The organism is Paenibacillus sp. FSL M7-1046, from assembly GCF_038007405.1.
Classification (GTDB): Bacteria; Bacillota; Bacilli; order Paenibacillales; family Paenibacillaceae; genus Paenibacillus_AQ.
The window spans coordinates 3,325,051-3,341,216 of record NZ_JBBOXB010000001.1 but is presented as its reverse complement, the minus strand read 5'-3'; the positions used below and the strand labels follow the sequence as shown (position 1 = coordinate 3,341,216).

The 16,166-nt window shown below is 46.7% G+C and carries 11 protein-coding genes, 16 tRNA genes, 1 rRNA gene and 2 pseudogenes; 6 read left to right on the top strand and 24 right to left on the bottom strand.

The window, feature by feature from the left end; translation table 11 throughout:
- Positions 1-172: 172 nt before the first annotated feature.
- The 7 genes from NYE29_RS14770 to NYE29_RS14740 all read right to left on the bottom strand — a co-directional run bounded on the left by NYE29_RS14770 (position 173) and on the right by NYE29_RS14740 (position 6,448).
- Positions 173-1,009 (bottom strand): hypothetical protein, encoded by an 837-nt coding sequence (locus tag NYE29_RS14770; protein WP_340896522.1) that lies wholly within the window; start codon positions 1,007-1,009, stop codon positions 173-175.
- A complete protein-coding gene (locus NYE29_RS14765; RefSeq protein WP_340896521.1) occupies positions 999-1,538 on the bottom strand; it encodes an RNA polymerase sigma factor in 540 nt (179 codons plus the stop codon). Before NYE29_RS14765 ends, NYE29_RS14770 begins: the two co-directional genes overlap by 11 nt.
- A 286-nt stretch (positions 1,539-1,824) precedes the next feature.
- A complete protein-coding gene (locus tag NYE29_RS14760) occupies positions 1,825-2,064 on the bottom strand; it encodes a NifU family protein (RefSeq protein WP_038596482.1) in 240 nt (79 codons plus the stop codon).
- A 320-nt stretch (positions 2,065-2,384) separates the two neighbouring features.
- Positions 2,385-3,782 carry a Fe-S cluster assembly protein SufB gene (sufB, locus tag NYE29_RS14755; RefSeq protein ID WP_038596505.1) on the bottom strand — a complete coding sequence of 466 codons (1,398 nt, stop codon included), beginning with the start codon at positions 3,780-3,782 and terminating at the stop codon, positions 2,385-2,387.
- Between the two features lie 53 nt (positions 3,783-3,835).
- Positions 3,836-5,119, bottom strand: a complete 1,284-nt coding sequence (gene sufD, locus NYE29_RS14750) for a Fe-S cluster assembly protein SufD (protein ID WP_340899721.1) — start codon at positions 5,117-5,119, stop codon at positions 3,836-3,838.
- A gap of 47 nt (positions 5,120-5,166) precedes the next feature.
- Positions 5,167-5,946 (bottom strand): Fe-S cluster assembly ATPase SufC, encoded by a 780-nt coding sequence (gene sufC / locus NYE29_RS14745; protein WP_076112547.1) that lies wholly within the window; start codon positions 5,944-5,946, stop codon positions 5,167-5,169.
- On the bottom strand, positions 5,927-6,448 hold the full coding sequence (locus NYE29_RS14740; RefSeq protein WP_076112546.1) for a MarR family transcriptional regulator: 522 nt from the start codon (positions 6,446-6,448) through the stop codon (positions 5,927-5,929). Before NYE29_RS14740 ends, sufC begins: the two co-directional genes overlap by 20 nt.
- Positions 6,449-7,147: 699 nt before the next feature.
- On the opposite strand from NYE29_RS14740, the pseudogene NYE29_RS14735 reads away from it, so the two are divergent.
- The 6 genes and pseudogenes from NYE29_RS14735 to NYE29_RS34590 all read left to right on the top strand — a co-directional run.
- A pseudogene (locus NYE29_RS14735) lies at positions 7,148-7,252 on the top strand (sigma-70 family RNA polymerase sigma factor); the annotation flags it as partial.
- Positions 7,253-7,334: 82 nt separating this feature from the next.
- Positions 7,335-7,505, top strand: coding sequence for a helix-turn-helix domain-containing protein (locus NYE29_RS14730; protein WP_340896518.1), 171 nt, complete (start codon positions 7,335-7,337; stop codon positions 7,503-7,505).
- A 53-nt stretch (positions 7,506-7,558) separates the two neighbouring features.
- The gene (locus tag NYE29_RS14725) at positions 7,559-8,230 is read left to right on the top strand and encodes a FadR/GntR family transcriptional regulator (RefSeq protein ID WP_340896517.1); all 672 of its coding nucleotides are present in this window, start codon (positions 7,559-7,561) and stop codon (positions 8,228-8,230) included.
- A gap of 60 nt (positions 8,231-8,290) precedes the next feature.
- A pseudogene (locus NYE29_RS14720) lies at positions 8,291-8,869 on the top strand (ATP-binding cassette domain-containing protein); the annotation flags it as partial.
- Positions 8,870-8,909: 40 nt separating this feature from the next.
- Entirely contained in the window at positions 8,910-10,151 is a 1,242-nt protein-coding gene (locus NYE29_RS14715) for a CynX/NimT family MFS transporter (RefSeq protein WP_076112540.1), read from the top strand.
- Between the two features lie 827 nt (positions 10,152-10,978).
- Positions 10,979-11,158: a helix-turn-helix domain-containing protein gene (locus NYE29_RS34590; protein WP_445322169.1), complete on the top strand. Its 180-nt coding sequence runs from the start codon at positions 10,979-10,981 to the stop codon at positions 11,156-11,158.
- 251 nt (positions 11,159-11,409) lie between these two features.
- Here NYE29_RS34590 and NYE29_RS14710 read toward each other — a convergent pair.
- The 17 genes from NYE29_RS14710 to NYE29_RS14630 form a co-directional block, all read right to left on the bottom strand.
- Positions 11,410-11,491: transfer RNA gene (locus NYE29_RS14710), tRNA-Leu, on the bottom strand.
- Between the two features lie 35 nt (positions 11,492-11,526).
- A tRNA-Cys gene (locus tag NYE29_RS14705) sits at positions 11,527-11,600 on the bottom strand.
- A gap of 7 nt (positions 11,601-11,607) precedes the next feature.
- Positions 11,608-11,682: transfer RNA gene (locus NYE29_RS14700), tRNA-Gly, on the bottom strand.
- A 4-nt stretch (positions 11,683-11,686) separates the two neighbouring features.
- A tRNA-Gln gene (locus NYE29_RS14695) sits at positions 11,687-11,761 on the bottom strand.
- A 19-nt stretch (positions 11,762-11,780) separates the two neighbouring features.
- Positions 11,781-11,856, bottom strand: a tRNA-His gene (locus NYE29_RS14690).
- A 46-nt stretch (positions 11,857-11,902) separates the two neighbouring features.
- Positions 11,903-11,978: transfer RNA gene (locus tag NYE29_RS14685), tRNA-His, on the bottom strand.
- A gap of 24 nt (positions 11,979-12,002) precedes the next feature.
- A tRNA-Trp gene (locus NYE29_RS14680) sits at positions 12,003-12,076 on the bottom strand.
- A gap of 5 nt (positions 12,077-12,081) precedes the next feature.
- Positions 12,082-12,167, bottom strand: a tRNA-Tyr gene (locus NYE29_RS14675).
- A gap of 5 nt (positions 12,168-12,172) precedes the next feature.
- Positions 12,173-12,248 (bottom strand) — tRNA-Thr (locus tag NYE29_RS14670).
- A gap of 18 nt (positions 12,249-12,266) precedes the next feature.
- Positions 12,267-12,342 (bottom strand) — tRNA-Phe (locus NYE29_RS14665).
- 23 nt (positions 12,343-12,365) lie between these two features.
- Positions 12,366-12,443: transfer RNA gene (locus NYE29_RS14660), tRNA-Asp, on the bottom strand.
- Positions 12,444-12,447: 4 nt separating this feature from the next.
- A tRNA-Met gene (locus NYE29_RS14655) sits at positions 12,448-12,524 on the bottom strand.
- Positions 12,525-12,556: 32 nt separating this feature from the next.
- Positions 12,557-12,632: transfer RNA gene (locus NYE29_RS14650), tRNA-Val, on the bottom strand.
- Positions 12,633-12,687: 55 nt separating this feature from the next.
- Positions 12,688-12,762: transfer RNA gene (locus tag NYE29_RS14645), tRNA-Glu, on the bottom strand.
- A gap of 17 nt (positions 12,763-12,779) precedes the next feature.
- Positions 12,780-12,872: transfer RNA gene (locus tag NYE29_RS14640), tRNA-Ser, on the bottom strand.
- A gap of 3 nt (positions 12,873-12,875) precedes the next feature.
- A tRNA-Asn gene (locus NYE29_RS14635) sits at positions 12,876-12,951 on the bottom strand.
- A gap of 62 nt (positions 12,952-13,013) precedes the next feature.
- Positions 13,014-15,940, bottom strand: a 23S ribosomal RNA gene (locus NYE29_RS14630).
- Positions 15,941-16,166 lie beyond the last annotated feature (226 nt).

Genomic DNA, 16,166 nt, shown 5'->3' with positions numbered 1-16,166 from the left:
AGTTCAGGATCAGTCGCAACTACGGCGAATATTTGGACTTCCGGCCGCTGTTGTCGTAAGAATTTCTTGGTTTTAACCACAATTAGCGGTAGAAATCCGAAGACTTTTTAAGTTCAATCTATATATTCGAAATTCTGATTTTAAAAGCCGCTTTAAATGACACAATAGCTTGCTATTCCGCCAGTGACAAATAACGGTGGGCCAAATCAATCAGCAATTGCTCCTCCATCCCGTGGAATTCGAAAATTGTCACTGTCTTATTTTTTTCTTCATGATAAAGATGGATCTCTTTCCACCCCGAATTGTGCGCTCTGATCAAGGCAACATCCTCTCCAAACCCTTCTACAAACTTCCAGCTGGCCGGATAAGAATAAGACATGCGATCCGACTTCTTGCGCGGCACGGGCTTGTTAAACAACGGAGATTTCCTCTCCTGAACGATATTATAATCTGTATCCTGCACCACAACGATGTGTTGCTGGCTGTCATTTTCGAAAATTTCCACAAAGGTTGGTGCGAGCGGCGTCACAACCTCGTCCTTGCCAGAGTTGTCTGCATAAGAATAGTGATTTTTTACAAACCCTGCACTTTTCGTCTTGTGCCAGCCTTCAAGCTGATCAAGCGACCTCAGCGGATAATACGCAAGCTTCTGTACCTCGGCAGCCGTTAATTTGTCTTTCTCCTTAAAGATCTGGTTATAGATATCCACCGGCGATTCCCAATTTGTCTCCTCTCCTATCACGTCTGAAACGATATCGTCTTGCGGGGTTCGAACCGTGAAATCCTGACTTCCCCAATCCAGATAGTTCTTCACATAGGAGTAACCAACAGCAGGCACAATGCCCAGGAATAGCACCACAGCCATCGCAACTATCGCCATCCTCCGCTTACCGATTGTCCGCTTGCCCCTTGATTCATGCCAAATTTGTGCCGCACTCAACGAGGTGTTTTTATTTTCCACCGAATCCTTCAGCGCATGTGAAATCCGGGTCTGCACATTATCTTTCATATAGTTTGCCTCCTTGAAAAAGTGCATTATCGCTATCCTGTTTCATCACAATCCTGAGTTTGCTTAACGCGTAATTCAACCTTGATTTGCATGTCCCCAGCGGAATACCCAAAACTTGCGCCGCCTCCTCCAAGGATAAATCCTGATAATAATGCAGTACGATAACCTCACGGCATTTTAATGACAGCTTGGCGACATGCTGCCACACCTCTTGGCTGCTATCCGGTACAAATCCTTGTCCCCCTGCTGTATCAACCGCCTCCGGCATATGCTGGCCAAACAGCTTGAGCCATGTTTGCTTGCGCAGCATATTGCGCGTAATGTTCACCGTGATCCGGTTTATCCAGGGACGAAAGGGCCGCCCTTCATCATACAAATCGTATTTTTTCATCACTTTAATAAAGGTCTCCTGAGTAATATCATCAGCCAGCGCCTCAGAGCGGGTTAACAATAAAGCTGTGCGGTATACATAAGCGGAATGCTCATTGAATAGCTCGGTTAATTTCTCTTCTGTTATTTGTGTTTTCATCTCACCCCTCCTCCGAAATATGGCTTGTTGAAATACTGTCATTGTATATACACAGCGAGGCAGCTGTTTAGTTCGATTTTGCACTTAATAAATACACAAAAAAGCCCATTGATATTATATCAATGGACTTCTAAAGGTTGTAGTTGGTACCGGCGAGAGGACTCGAACCTCCACGGTTTACCACTCGATTTTGAGTCGCACATGCTATTGCGACATGAGCAGAAGTTCCTAAAATCATTCGTACTTTTTGATTCCTGTTACCTTCTATGTTTCAGTTAAAAGGAATTTAGAATACTTGTACAACTTCTTTAATATCATCGATTTCCTCAAGAATTGCGCGCTCAATAGCAGCCTTTAACGTAATCGTAGCACTTGGGCAACCGTTGCAAGCTCCCAAAAATCTTAATCTGGCTATACCGTTCTCAACCTCGACCAGTTCAGCATCTCCACCGTCACGCAGTAAGAAAGGACGTAGTTTGAGAAGCACTTCCGATACTTCATCGAATAAAATTCCATTCTCCTCCATTATGCCAGCTCCTCTCATTGTTTTACTAACAGTCAATTCATGCCTTTTTTCACCCTAGATGTCTGAGTGATCCTTTGCTTTTTGCCTAAGAATGGCCTCTTGATCCGAAAGTTCCCTTATAAGCGTATAAATAGAGTCTAAAGGTATCATCACACCACAACTTGCGCTCAATCCTGACAGCATATTGAAGTAGAACTGAAGTTTCCGTATCTCTCGGGTAATTTGAGCTAGTTCTGAATTGTCCGAATTATTTTTCTTCATTACTAACACCTCGTACTTCTTTAAAGAGTGATAAAGGTTTGATCTATTAAATTATTGAATCAACCGATGCTTCCTTCCATTTCAAATTGAATCAGCCGATTCATTTCAACGGCATATTCCATCGGCAATTCTTTGGTAAACGGCTCAATAAAGCCCATTACAATCATTTGTGTGGCATCTTGTTCTGTAAGCCCGCGGCTCATTAAGTAAAACAATTGTTCCTCGGACACTTTGGATACTGTTGCCTCGTGCTCCAAAGTAATCTGATCGTTTTTAATTTCATTGTACGGAATCGTATCTGATGTTGACAGGTTGTCCAAAATCAACGTATCACACTTAATATTGGACTTGGATCCTGCGGAATCGCGGCTGAAGCTTGACAATCCCCGGTAGTTTACTTTGCCACCCTGCTTGCTGATGGATTTGGATATAATCGTAGATGTTGTCTCGGGAGCAAGGTGAATTACTTTCGCGCCGGCATCTTGATGCTGACCTTTACCGGCTACGGCAATAGACAGGATGGACCCCTTGGCTCCCCTTCCTTTCAATATTACAGCCGGATACTTCATGGTTACCTTGGAGCCGATGTTTCCGTCCACCCATTCCATTGTGGCATTTTCCTCTGCCACAGCCCTTTGGGTTACCAAGTTATAGATATTAGGAGCCCAATTCTGGATTGTCGTGTATCGGACACGGGAATCTTTCCGGCAAATAATTTCAATAACTCCGCTATGCAGAGAACTGGTACTATAAATAGGTGCTGTACATCCTTCAACATAATGGACAAAGCTACCCTCTTCAGCAATAATTAATGTCCGCTCGAATTGGCCCATATTTTCAGAATTAATACGAAAATACCCTTGTATAGGAACCTCACATTGAACGCCCCTCGGAATGTATACAAAGCTGCCGCCTGACCAAACCGCACTGTTAAGCGCCGCAAATTTATTGTCGGCGGGAGGGATGATCGTTCCAAAATGTTGCTTGAACACTTCAGGATATTGCTTTAAAGCAGTATCCGTATCAAGGAAAACAACGCCCTGATCCTCCAGTTCCTTCCGCATACTGTGATAGACTACTTCCGACTCGTATTGAGCGGATACGCCTGCCAGAAACTTTTGCTCCGCTTCAGGAATCCCTAGCTTGTCAAAGGTTGCTTTAATCTCGGAGGGAACCTCCTCCCAGGTCTTTCCCTGTTTTTCGGAAGGGCGAACGTAATATTGGATGTTATCAAGATTTAGTCCGGACAAATCCGCTCCCCACCCAGGCATCGGCATTTTGTAGAATTGCTTCAAAGCTTTCAGCCGAAAATCGAGCATCCACTCCGGCTCTTCCTTGATTCGGGAAATTTCTCGGACAATCTCTTCAGTCAGACCTTTTCCAGATTGAAAAATAGACTGGTGCTCATCGCGAAACCCATATTTATATTCACCCATATCCGGCGCTTTTTTAGCCATTAGTATCGCTCCTTTTAACCTTCATAAGACTCACTTTGATTGGCTCTGATTCCCTATGATCTGCCAAGTTTTTTCTCCACTACATCCTGCAGGCGGCTACGCACTCCCTCCAGCGGGATCTCCGAAATGACAGGAGCGAGGAATCCGAGAATAACAAGATATTCGGCTTCACTCCGTGAGATCCCGCGCGACATCAGATAATAGATTTGTTCCGCATTTACTTGCCCCACGGATGCAGCATGACCGGCGGTTACATCATCCTCATCTATCAGCAGGATCGGATTGGCATCACCGCGCGCATTTGGACTTAACATCAGTACACGTTCTGTTTGCTGACCATCACAATTGGTTGCACCTTTTTCAATTTTTGTAATCCCGTTGATAATGGCCGTAGCTTCTTCACGCATTACTGCGCGTGTGATCATTTGGCTCACCGAGCTTCTGCCAAAATGCTGGGCTTGCGTAGTATAACTCAATTTCTGGTCCCCAGAGCCTATCGCAATCACCTTAGCGTCAGAGATGGACCCGTTGCCCTGGAGTAATGTCTTGGTATCACTGGCGGTATAGCCATTATTCATCTCGCCGACAATCCATTCTACACCGCCATCCGCAAGCACAATCGCACGCCGCTGGGTGAAGTCCGTTGTTGCTGCAGCAAGCTGATGAACAGAAGCGACCTGCACCTTGGAGCCTGGCCCTGCAAACACCTCTACCACACCATTATGCAAAACCTCGATATCATCTCTTCTCGATATACAATGATCCACATAGCTGATCTTGCTGTTGTTACCAGTCACAATCAAGATGTGAGGAGCAAAACGCGCCCCGCTCGTATCGCTATAAAAGATCGCTTGAATGGGAACTTCAACCTCTATACCGTCTGGGACATATAGAAAAACGCCACCACTCCATAAGGCACTGTGCACAGCAGACAATCTGTGCTCTTCCGGCTTCACTGCCTGAAAGAGATAACGTTGAACCAACTCCTCATGCTCTTTTGCCGCAGTATGCAGGTCCGTTAAAATTACTCCCTGGGCGGCTAAGCTCTCGGACAATTTCGTATACACTACATCCGAATTGAACTGAACGATGAGTCCGCCTTCCACCGGAGAGGCAACCAAACCTCGAACAACCTCCGGCGCATCTTCCAAACCTGACCACGCATTCTCAGCTTTGTAATCACCACTTTCGTAGATATCCCATTTTTCAAGCTTGATTTTCTCCACTTTAGGCAGCTCCAGCGTCCCTGCCAGCTCGAGTGCCCGAATCCGGCGTTCAAGCAACCAACGAGGTTCATCCTTAGCACTTGACCAAGCGCATAAAGCGTTCGCATTCATTGAATTTTTTGCTTGTATACCCACTTGCTTTTCCTCCTCTTCAGCTTTCAAACTTCCTCGCCGACCGTCTCATCCGTAATCCCAAGCTCTTCTTTTACCCAATCGTACCCTTCTGCCTCTAAACGGTGGGCAAGCTCCGGGCCGCCAGATTTGACAATCCGACCTTGCATCATGACATGCACAAAATCCGGGGTAATATAGTTCAGCAGGCGCTGATAATGGGTAATGATGATAAATCCTCTGTCTGGACTGCGCAGCTCATTTACACCATTGGCTACAATACGCAGTGCATCAATATCAAGCCCGGAATCTACTTCGTCCAAAATCACAAACTTGGGTTCAAGCAGCATCATTTGCAAAATCTCATTCCGCTTTTTTTCACCGCCGGAGAATCCCTCATTCAAATAACGATGCGCAAATTCCGGGTTCATCTCCAGCCCCTTCATTTTGCTCTCCATTTCACGGATAAAACGGATTAAGGATATCTCATCGCCTTCTTCACGCCGTGCATTGATGGCACTTCTGAGAAAGTCCGAGTTGGTCACGCCGGCAATTTCACTTGGGTATTGCATAGCGAGGAACAAGCCTGCCTGGGCACGCTCATCCACCTCCATCTCCAAAAGGTCTTCATTGTCCAATGTCACCTTGCCGCCGGTAACCTCATATTTGGGATGGCCCATTAAAGCTGAAGCCAACGTACTTTTCCCCGTCCCATTAGGCCCCATAATCGCATGAATCTCTCCGCCATGAATCTCCAGTGTGAGCCCTTTTAAAATTTCTTTCCCTTCAATCTTGGATCTTAATTCCTCAATCTTTAATGTCGTCATTTATCGTAAACTTCCCTTCGGAGTATTCTTCGGCACGCGCCACCAAATCACTCATGAATTTTCCAATAGTCTGCAGCTCAGCCTCTGAATAGGATTCAATGAATTGGTAAAACCTTTCTTCTTTTTCTTTGTGCAGCTCTTTATGCAAACGATAAACGTGTCTTCCCTTATCCGTTAAACTAAAGTAAATCTCCTTACGATTGTTGTTCAGTTGACTTCTCATAATGAAGCCCATTTCCAGCAGCTTTGCACTAATTTTAGTAATGCCAGCTTTGGACAACCCCATCTTCTCCACAATCCCGGTATGATTTATCGGTTCATAATCACCAATGCAATCAATAACGTGTACACTAGTAATATTGTTGGAGAGCATGTCAATCTGGTACTTTCTGGCCTGTTGCCGAAACGAGTTAAATTCTTGTTCAGTATACAGCTCATTCAGATGCAGCATTCTAATATATTGCTCGTAAAGATGACCTTTAAAATGATTTTGAAACTCCAATTTCGCAATCTCCCCTCTCTTGTAGTAGTTGCAGACCAAGTTCAGTATCAGCAATAAATTGTTTTTCTTTTTGTTTACTTGTGAACAAAATTATATTAACATAATTGATATTGATAATCAATATCAATTATGTTCAGTGTGAAGCAATCCTGGAGGCGCTTTTCATTGGTTCGTTGTCATTGTCATCGGCCTCATGCTGCGTTCCGACCAGTTGGGTCTCATCTCCATTATCCTGGATTTATCCGTTTCGCTCCGGTGTAACGAACCTTTGGTTCATTTCTTTCGCTCCTCCGCCTGGTCGCTAGACGCCCTTCGCACCGTCTGGCTTTTGGTCGTGCGAGCTCACGCGCCTCTGTTGTACCCTAACGGCAAGGTGGTCTTTCCCATTTAGGTACAGAGAGGAGATGGAAACTTATTACATCGGGAGTTGACGTTAATGATTTACTTGAAAGAACATTCAGCAGTTATGTTAAAGCATGTCTCCGGCACGCTCAAAAAGATTATTTTGAGAAACTGATGCGTGATTCGGCTTATGTTGTTCCTTTGGATACTGTCACTTTCGAGATCGATATCAACTTTTTAGTTCGTCACCACAACATACCGGAGCCTCATAACGTTCCTGTTCTTTCTCTAATTTCTGAAATATCGTATCTAACGTCAAAAGAACAAAGACTTTTGTAACTTAAGTATTACGAAGATAAAACAGACAAGGAAATTGCTCAACTTTTAGGAACCAGCAGACAAGCTGTTTCCAAAATGAAATCAAAAGTTCTGGTGAAGCTTAAAAGCATCATGGAGAAGTAAAGGCTCGTTTGCTTGTCGCAGTTCTCCCGCTTTATCATACAACGCTGATATTTTGCAATTGGATGATAAAAGGAGGATAAACATGAATAGTACTTCTACTCTGCTCCATTTAGCGCAGAATGGTGACAAAGAGGCAGAAGCCACGTTGATCACTCGTTATGAGCCAGTTATTTCTACCTTTCAATTGGATTCCTTGAAAAAGCTTGATGATAATCATTATCAATTTCATCTTTCCAAGTCAAAGTCAATCTGATATAATAACACCAAAATACCAAACATCCTACGTTTCGCAAAGGAGTGATGCTGTTGTTAACTCAAACTCAACGTTTAACCTTGGTGGAACAGGTGGCCTACCAGATCCAGGGGAAGATCGAAAATAGCGAATGGCAAGTAGGGATGCGTATTCCTCCAGAGCCCGAGCTAATGGAACAGCTTCAAGTCAGCCGTAATACCTTGAGGGAAGCTATTCGGGCTTTAACGTATGCGGGTCTGCTGAAGACCAGACAAGGGGATGGGACCTATGTCTGCTCCTCAAGTGTTTTGGGGTCAGTGATTAAAAAAGTGATTCAGCATACCGATAAGCTTGAGAGCCTGGAGGTCCGATATGCATTGGAAAGAGAGGCTGCTGCCCTGGCTACGCTCAGGAGAGGCGAAGAAGATTTGGAGGCGATTCGGACATGCTTGGACCAATGCAGACAAGCAGCCAGCCAGCAGGATCTCAAAGCTTATGCTCACTGGGATGTCGAGTTTCACAAAATGGTGATTGCTGCTTCACATAACCAATTGATGGCGAATTTGTACAATCATATTTCCGAGGCGCTGCAAAACATGGTTTTGGAAACAAAGGACTTCAAAAATGCGGCTTTTTATCTCGACTCTCATGACCTGCTTTATCAAGCCATTGCCAATCAGGATTGCCACCAAGCCGAGGAGGCTGTTCGTTTATACATTGAAAAGGCCCGTGCAACACTGTGCTAAATGAAGCATTCAAGTGCACGGACACGACTAGTCCCATGAAAAACAGGTTTGAAGTTTATCAACATACTGCCACGCTTTTATGAAGTTACACAAGGCAACATACGAATTGATGAAATGAACATCACCGATATTAGCCTTTCCTGCCTTGGAGCAATATCGGGATTGTCCAACAGGATGTCTATTTATTTTCCAGAAGCATCCGTAAGAATATCGCTTATGACGAAATCTGGGAAGCCGCTCACCGGGCTTAACTAGAGGCCTTTATCCATGCACAACCTGAAGGGATGGATACAGTGAACGGAGAACGTGGGGTAGATTGTCCGGGGGACAAAAACAGTGACTGGCTATTTACGGATGTTCCTCAAGAACTCGCCAATCCTGATCCTGGACGAGACCACCTCTGCACTGGATACCGAAACGGAAACTTCAATTCAGCATTCTCTTGCTGAGCTTTCAGCGAGAAGAACAACTTTGATGATTGCTCACCGTCTGGCAACCATAAAGAGAGCAGATGAAGAACAAGGAAAGCACGAAGCATTGCTTGCCGCTGTTGGACATTACAGTCTTTTTATCACCCACAGTTTGGTGATATACAATACAATACATTCCCTCTTAAGGGTACTTCCTCCACATGGATGAAATTGACGATTAATTAACTTAAAACGTAGGAGAATCCCTTATGAGTTCACCAGAACAATTGTTAAAAAAACAGGATGGAATATCCAGTACCGGCATTCGCAAGCAAGCGACACTCTGGTTCATGATCGTAGGAATTATTTTTATCGCAGCGAATTTGCGTGCTCCCCTCACATCGGTGGGACCATTAGTCAGTCTTATTCGAGAGAACGTGCATATTTCGAATACCTTAGCAGGCCTGATTACCACAGTTCCACTAATTGCATTTGCATTGTTATCACCTTTTGTACCAAAATTAGGACGTAAATATGGTGTAGAACGTATTATCCTGATTTCCCTTATTTTTTTGGTCATCGGTATTGCTGTTCGCTCGTTATCCGGAGCAGTAACCTTGTATGTTGGAACTGCAGTTCTGGGGTTTGCTATTACCATATGTAATGTATTACTACCTAGCCTGATTAAACGGGAATTTCCGCAGCAAATGGGTACTATGACAGGGGTTTATTCTGTTTCCATGAATCTATGCGGGGCGATTGCTTCCGGTATTAGTGTTCCCTTAGCTGTGGGGGCAGGCTTGAACTGGCAAGGTGCCTTGGGAGTATGGGGGATACTTAGCGTCATCTCCATTCTCTTTTGGGTACCACAACTCAAGGCTCCAGCGAAACCAGCCGCTGTTGCCAACAGCGCAGGTAACAACCATCAGGTCAATATATGGCGCTCTCCATTGGCTTGGCAGGTGACTCTTTTTATGGGAATACAATCGGCCATTTTTTATGTGCTGGTGGCATGGCTGCCTGAAATACTAAAAGATCAAGGCATCAGTTCAAGTCAATCCGGCTGGTTTCTCTCGGTTCTGATTATGGCTTCGCTCCCCTTTGCATTTATCGTTCCAGTTATGGCTGGTCGCATGTCTAACCAACGGTTGTTAGTGGTTATTACAACAATTCTACTTTTGATCGGAACACTTGGACTTCTCTATAGCAGTATCCATCTGGTTCTGTTTTGGGTTATTATTCTTGGAATTGGAGCGGGCTTTGCCTTTGGCTTGTCCATGATGTTTTTCGGCTTGCGTACCCAAAGTGCCCATCAGGCGGCTGAATTATCGGGCATGGCCCAATCCATCGGATATCTACTAGCAGCAATTGGCCCAGCGCTGATTGGATACTTGCATGATGCCAGTCATAGTTGGAGCGTTCCACTCCTGATATTGGTTGGCGCTTCCGCTCTACTCGGTATCGTTGGTCTAGGTGCGGCTAGAAATCAATTTGTTGGTTCTGCGAAGTAAGTCCATGATATACAGGACTTAAACACAAGATTCACATTCATTCTAACATGAAAGACAAGTATACAGGCACGCACTTTGGTGTGCTTGTGCTGCGCCAGCTTCGAGCCAAGTAAGAAGGCTTCGCCGCTGCCTTCGCATCACTTGCAGAAAGCGAGCTCAGACAAATTAGAGAGCGTTGCTAGCCAATATACGAATTTCCCAGCCCAATTTAAAGCCTATTCTGATGGAGGTTATCAGCATTTAATTGCTCGTTATGAGCCAGTTATTATTAAGTACGCAAAACGAAATGGAACCAGCGTGCAAACAGCAGATGACGATTGCCTAGATCATGGTAGTTCGTCGCTTAGATCTTAGTCACTACGCATAAAAAAGGGACTGGCTCTGTGTATCTTACTACACAGGGCCAGTTCTTGTTTTCACACACTCTATTTTAATCTATTTAGAGAAAATTTTCAGGAAACAGTTGCCCTTTTCTCTCCTAATCCCCATTTATATAACAGGAAGCAATCATCATATGAAAACCAGAAGCGACGAAGCGGAAGCGCTGTGACAGTCCCAAAACGGGGCTTGAGCGACCACTGCTCCGGCTAAAATCATCCTGTGGTCGGATGAATCGCCATAACCAGAGTAGGGGATTATGATACTTCTGCCCGGCCAACGTCACGGTATTGGGGGCAGCCCGCTCGGATGAGGGAGAGCTTCGTCATAACGTTGAAGCTATGTTATATGCCAGAACAATGTATTCCATTACTCTCGGACAAGACACATCTCCTTACGTCCATGTTTGAACAATATCCGACGTTGTTAATATTCCGTAACTATGCGAAATGCTTGGTGGCATTAGTTCCAAAAGTGCCTACAAAATTTTACAAGCGAATCGAATCCCTCACTTTAAAATCGGACGAGCATACAAGATACCCAAAATTCAAATTATTGCCTACCTCCGATCATTGATGTATTCGCAGCAATTAGATATGACAAATAACTTCAACACTTTAACGCATTGAATTAATGTTTTAATATGCTGTAATTTAGTATAAATGGTAGGGTTGTGGGCTGCTAACCGAAGGAGGATCGGGTATGATAGCAGGCCACCTGCAAGAGAAAAAAAGGTTATAAAACGGCTTCGAAATATGGCTTGTTGAATAACTATCATAGTATATACACAGCGAGGCAGCTGTTTAGTTCGATTTTGCACTTTATAAATACACAAAAAAGCCCATTGATATAATATCAATGGACTTCTAAAGGTTGTAGTTGGTACCGGCGAGAGGACTCGAACCTCCACGGTTTCCCACTCGATTTTGAGTCGAGCGCGTCTGCCATTCCGCCACGCCGGCGTATAGATGTAAAAAGAATCAGTTCTAAAAAATAATGGAGGCGCCACCCAGACTCGAACTGGGGATAAAGCTTTTGCAGAGCTTTGCCTTACCACTTGGCTATGGCGCCACAAAAATGGAGCGGACGACGGGAATCGAACCCGCGACCCTCGCCTTGGCAAGGCGATGCTCTACCGCTGAGCCACGTCCGCAAAATGGCTGGGGATATAGGATTTGAACCTATGCATGACGGAGTCAAAGTCCGTTGCCTTACCGCTTGGCTAATCCCCAATAACATTTTAGAAAAAAATGGGGCGACTGATGGGTCTCGAACCCACGAATGCCGGAACCACAATCCGGTGCGTTAACCCCTTCGCCACAGTCGCCATATTAAGCTGTTACTAACAATTTGCCAATCCTGTTTTAAAGAAATGGGGCGACCGATGGGTCTCGAACCCACGAATGCCGGAACCACAATCCGGTGCGTTAACCCCTTCGCCACGGTCGCCATATTAAGCTTTAAAATTTTCATTGGCAGGGGCAGCAGGAATTGAACCCACACCAACGGTTTTGGAGACCGTTGTTCTACCTTTAAACTATGCCCCTAAAGATGGTGGAGGCTGATGGATTCGAACCACCGAACACGTACGTGAGCAGATTTACAGTCTGATGCGTTTGGCCACTTCGCTAAGCCTCCACAGATGGTGCCGGCGAGAGGACTTGAACCCCCAACCTACTGATTACAAGTCAGTTGCTCTACCAATTGAGCTACACCGGCATATTCAGTTAAATAAAATGGTGGCGCGGGAGGGAATCGAACCCCCGACACAAGGATTTTCAGTCCTTTGCTCTACCGACTGAGCTACCGAGCCATATAAGTTTGTTAAGGTATTGATGGCGGAACCGACGGGATTCGAACCCGCGATCTCCTGCGTGACAGGCAGGCATGTTAGGCCAACTACACCACGGTTCCAAATTGGTTGCGGGGGCAGGATTTGAACCTGCGGCCTTCGGGTTATGAGCCCGACGAGCTACCGGGCTGCTCCACCCCGCGTCAGTAAGAAAAATATTCATTTAAAGTTAAAATGGTGGAGGCTGAGGGGATCGAACCCCCGACCCTCTGCTTGTAAGGCAGATGCTCTCCCAGCTGAGCTAAGCCTCCATAAACGGACAATTGTTATTGTATCAATTCCACTAGATGAAATCAAGTGAAGAAATGGTGACCCGTATGGGATTCGAACCCATGTTACCTCCGTGAAAGGGAGGTGTCTTAACCCCTTGACCAACGGGCCATACCTGTAAAAAATTGTGGCGGAGAGAGAGGGATTCGAACCCTCGAGACGCTTGTGGCGCCTACACGATTTCCAATCGTGCTCCTTCGGCCAAACTCGGACACCTCTCCATATGGCTCCCCGAACAGGACTCGAACCTGTGACAACTCGATTAACAGTCGAGTGCTCTACCAACTGAGCTATCAGGGAATATTACATATCAGGCTTGATCGCCTGAAAACTGAATCCGAAACGAATCTGCGTCTTACTTGTTGGATAAGCCCTCGACCGATTAGTATTGGTCAGCTCCATGCATTGCTGCACTTCCACCTCCAACCTATCTACCTCGTCGTCTTCAAGGGGTCTTACTAATTGGGAAATCTCATCTTGAGGGGGGCTTCACGCTTAGATGCTTTCAGCGCTTATCCCGTCCGTACGTAGCTACTCAGCCATGCTCCTGGCGGAACAACTGATGCACCAGCGGTACGTCCATCCCGGTCCTCTCGTACTAAGGACAGCTCCTCTCAAATTTCCTGCGCCCACGACAGATAGGGACCGAACTGTCTCACGACGTTCTGAACCCAGCTCGCGTACCGCTTTAATGGGCGAACAGCCCAACCCTTGGGACCTACTTCAGCCCCAGGATGCGATGAGCCGACATCGAGGTGCCAAACCTCCCCGTCGATGTGGACTCTTGGGGGAGATAAGCCTGTTATCCCCAGGGTAGCTTTTATCCGTTGAGCGATGGCCCTTCCATGCGGTACCACCGGATCACTAAGTCCGACTTTCGTCCCTGCTCGACTTGTTGGTCTCGCAGTCAAGCTCCCTTATGCCTTTGCACTCTTCGAATGATTTCCAACCATTCTGAGGGAACCTTTGAACGCCTCCGTTACTCTTTAGGAGGCGACCGCCCCAGTCAAACTGCCCGCCTGACACGGTCCCCGTACCCGTTTAGGGTACCAGGTTAGAACCTAGATACGATCAGGGTGGTATCCCAACGGCGCCTCCGCAGAAGCTTGCGCTCCTGCCTCTACGGCTCCCACCTATCCTGTACAGATCGTACCCAAATTCAATATCAAGCTGCAGTAAAGCTCCATGGGGTCTTTCCGTCTTGTCGCGGGTAACCTGCATCTTCACAGGTATTAAAATTTCACCGGATCTCTCGTTGAGACAGCGCCCAAGTCGTTACGCCATTCGTGCGGGTCAGAATTTACCTGACAAGGAATTTCGCTACCTTAGGACCGTTATAGTTACGGCCGCCGTTTACTGGGGCTTCGGTTCACAGCTTCGGATTGCTCCTAACCGCTCCCCTTAACCTTCCAGCACCGGGCAGGCGTCAGCCCGTATACTTCGCCTTGCGGCTTCGCACAGACCTGTGTTTTTGCTAAACAGTCGCTTGGGCCTTTTCACTGCGGCCCCCTCGGGCTATTCACCCTACCGAGGCACCCCTTCTCCCGAAGTTACGGGGTCATTTTGCCGAGTTCCTTAACGAGAGTTCTTCCGCGCGCCTTAGAATTCTCTTCTCGCCTACCTGTGTCGGTTTGCGGTACGGGCACCTTCTCCTGACTAGAGGCTTTTCTTGGCAGTGTGAGATCATGACCTTCGCTACTATAATTTTCGCTCCCCATCACAGCCCAGCCTTAATGGTGTGCGGATTTGCCTACACACCAGCCTCACTGCTTAGACGGACATCCATCAGTCCGCGTCACTACCCTCCTGCGTCACCCCATCGCTCATAGCGGATTACGGTGGTACAGTAATTTCAAACTGTTGTCCTTCGACTACGCCTTTCGGCCTCGCCTTAGGTCCCGACTTACCCTGAGCGGACGAGCCTTCCTCAGGAAACCTTGGGCTTTCGGCGGATCAGATTCTCACTGATCTTTTCGTTACTCATACCGGCATTCTCACTTGTATGCTGTCCAGCGCTCCTTACGGTACACCTTCAACCTGCATACAACGCTCCCCTACCCCAGATGCAAAGCATCTAGCCATAGCTTCGGTGGTGTGTTTAGCCCCGTTACATTTTCGGCGCAGAGTCACTCGACCAGTGAGCTATTACGCACTCTTTCAATGGTGGCTGCTTCTAAGCCAACATCCTGGTTGTCTGTGCAACTCCACATCCTTTCCCACTTAACACACACTTGGGGACCTTAGCTGATGGTCTGGGCTGTTTCCCTTTTGACAATGGATCTTAGCACTCACTGTCTGACTCCCGGCAAGAAGTTAATGGCATTCGGAGTTTGACTGAGCTTGGTAACCCTTGCGGGCCCCGCACCCAATCAGTGCTCTACCTCCACCACTCCATTCACCGAGGCTAGCCCTAAAGCTATTTCGGGGAGAACCAGCTATCTCCGAGTTCGATTGGAATTTCTCCGCTACCCCCACCTCATCCCCGCATTTTTCAACATACGTGGGTTCGGGCCTCCAGTGCGTGTTACCGCACCTTCACCCTGGACAGGGGTAGATCACACGGTTTCGGGTCTACGTCCACATACTAAATCGCCCTATTCAGACTCGCTTTCGCTGCGGCTCCGGCTTCTCACCTTAACCTTGCATGTTAAACGTAACTCGCCGGTTCATTCTACAAAAGGCACGCCATCACCCATGAATAGGGCTCTGACTTTTTGTAAGCACACGGTTTCAGGTTCTATTTCACTCCCCTTCCGGGGTGCTTTTCACCTTTCCCTCACGGTACTGTTTCACTATCGGTCGCCAGGTAGTATTTAGCCTTAGCAGATGGTCCTGCTGGATTCATACGGGGTTTCACGTGCCCCGCACTACTCGGGATCCGTCTCGGAGAGAACACAGTTTAGGCTACAGGGCTTTTACCTCTATCGCGGGCCTTTCCAGACCTCTTCGCCTACCATATTCCTTTGTAACTCCATGTGAGACGTCCCACAACCCCAAGGGGCAAGCCCCTTGGTTTAGGCTGTTCCGCGTTCGCTCGCCGCTACTGACGGAATCACTATTGTTTTCTCTTCCTCAGGGTACTTAGATGTTTCAGTTCCCCTGGTCTGCCTCTATCTCCCCTATGTATTCAGAGAGAAGTAACTGCGAATTACCACAGCTGGGTTTCCCCATTCGGACACCCCCGGATCAAAGCTTGCTTACAGCTCCCCGAGGCAGTTTCGTTGTTCGCCACGTCCTTCGTCGGCTCCTGGCGCCTAGGCATCCTCCGTGTGCTCTTATTAGCTTAACCAATGCGTTTTTCCAGAAGGAAAACCGCTAGCATCACTATTAATTAAAACTTGTTCACACAAGTTTCAGCTAAAAGATGTTCTAAAACGCAAATTCGTTTCGGTATCCAGTTTTCAAGGATCAAGGTACTACTTGAGAGCTTAAACTCTCAAAACTGACCAACGAGTGAGTAACAGGCCTAAACCTGAGTTTTGGAAGCTAAGCTTCCGATTTGAATGTCACCGTTG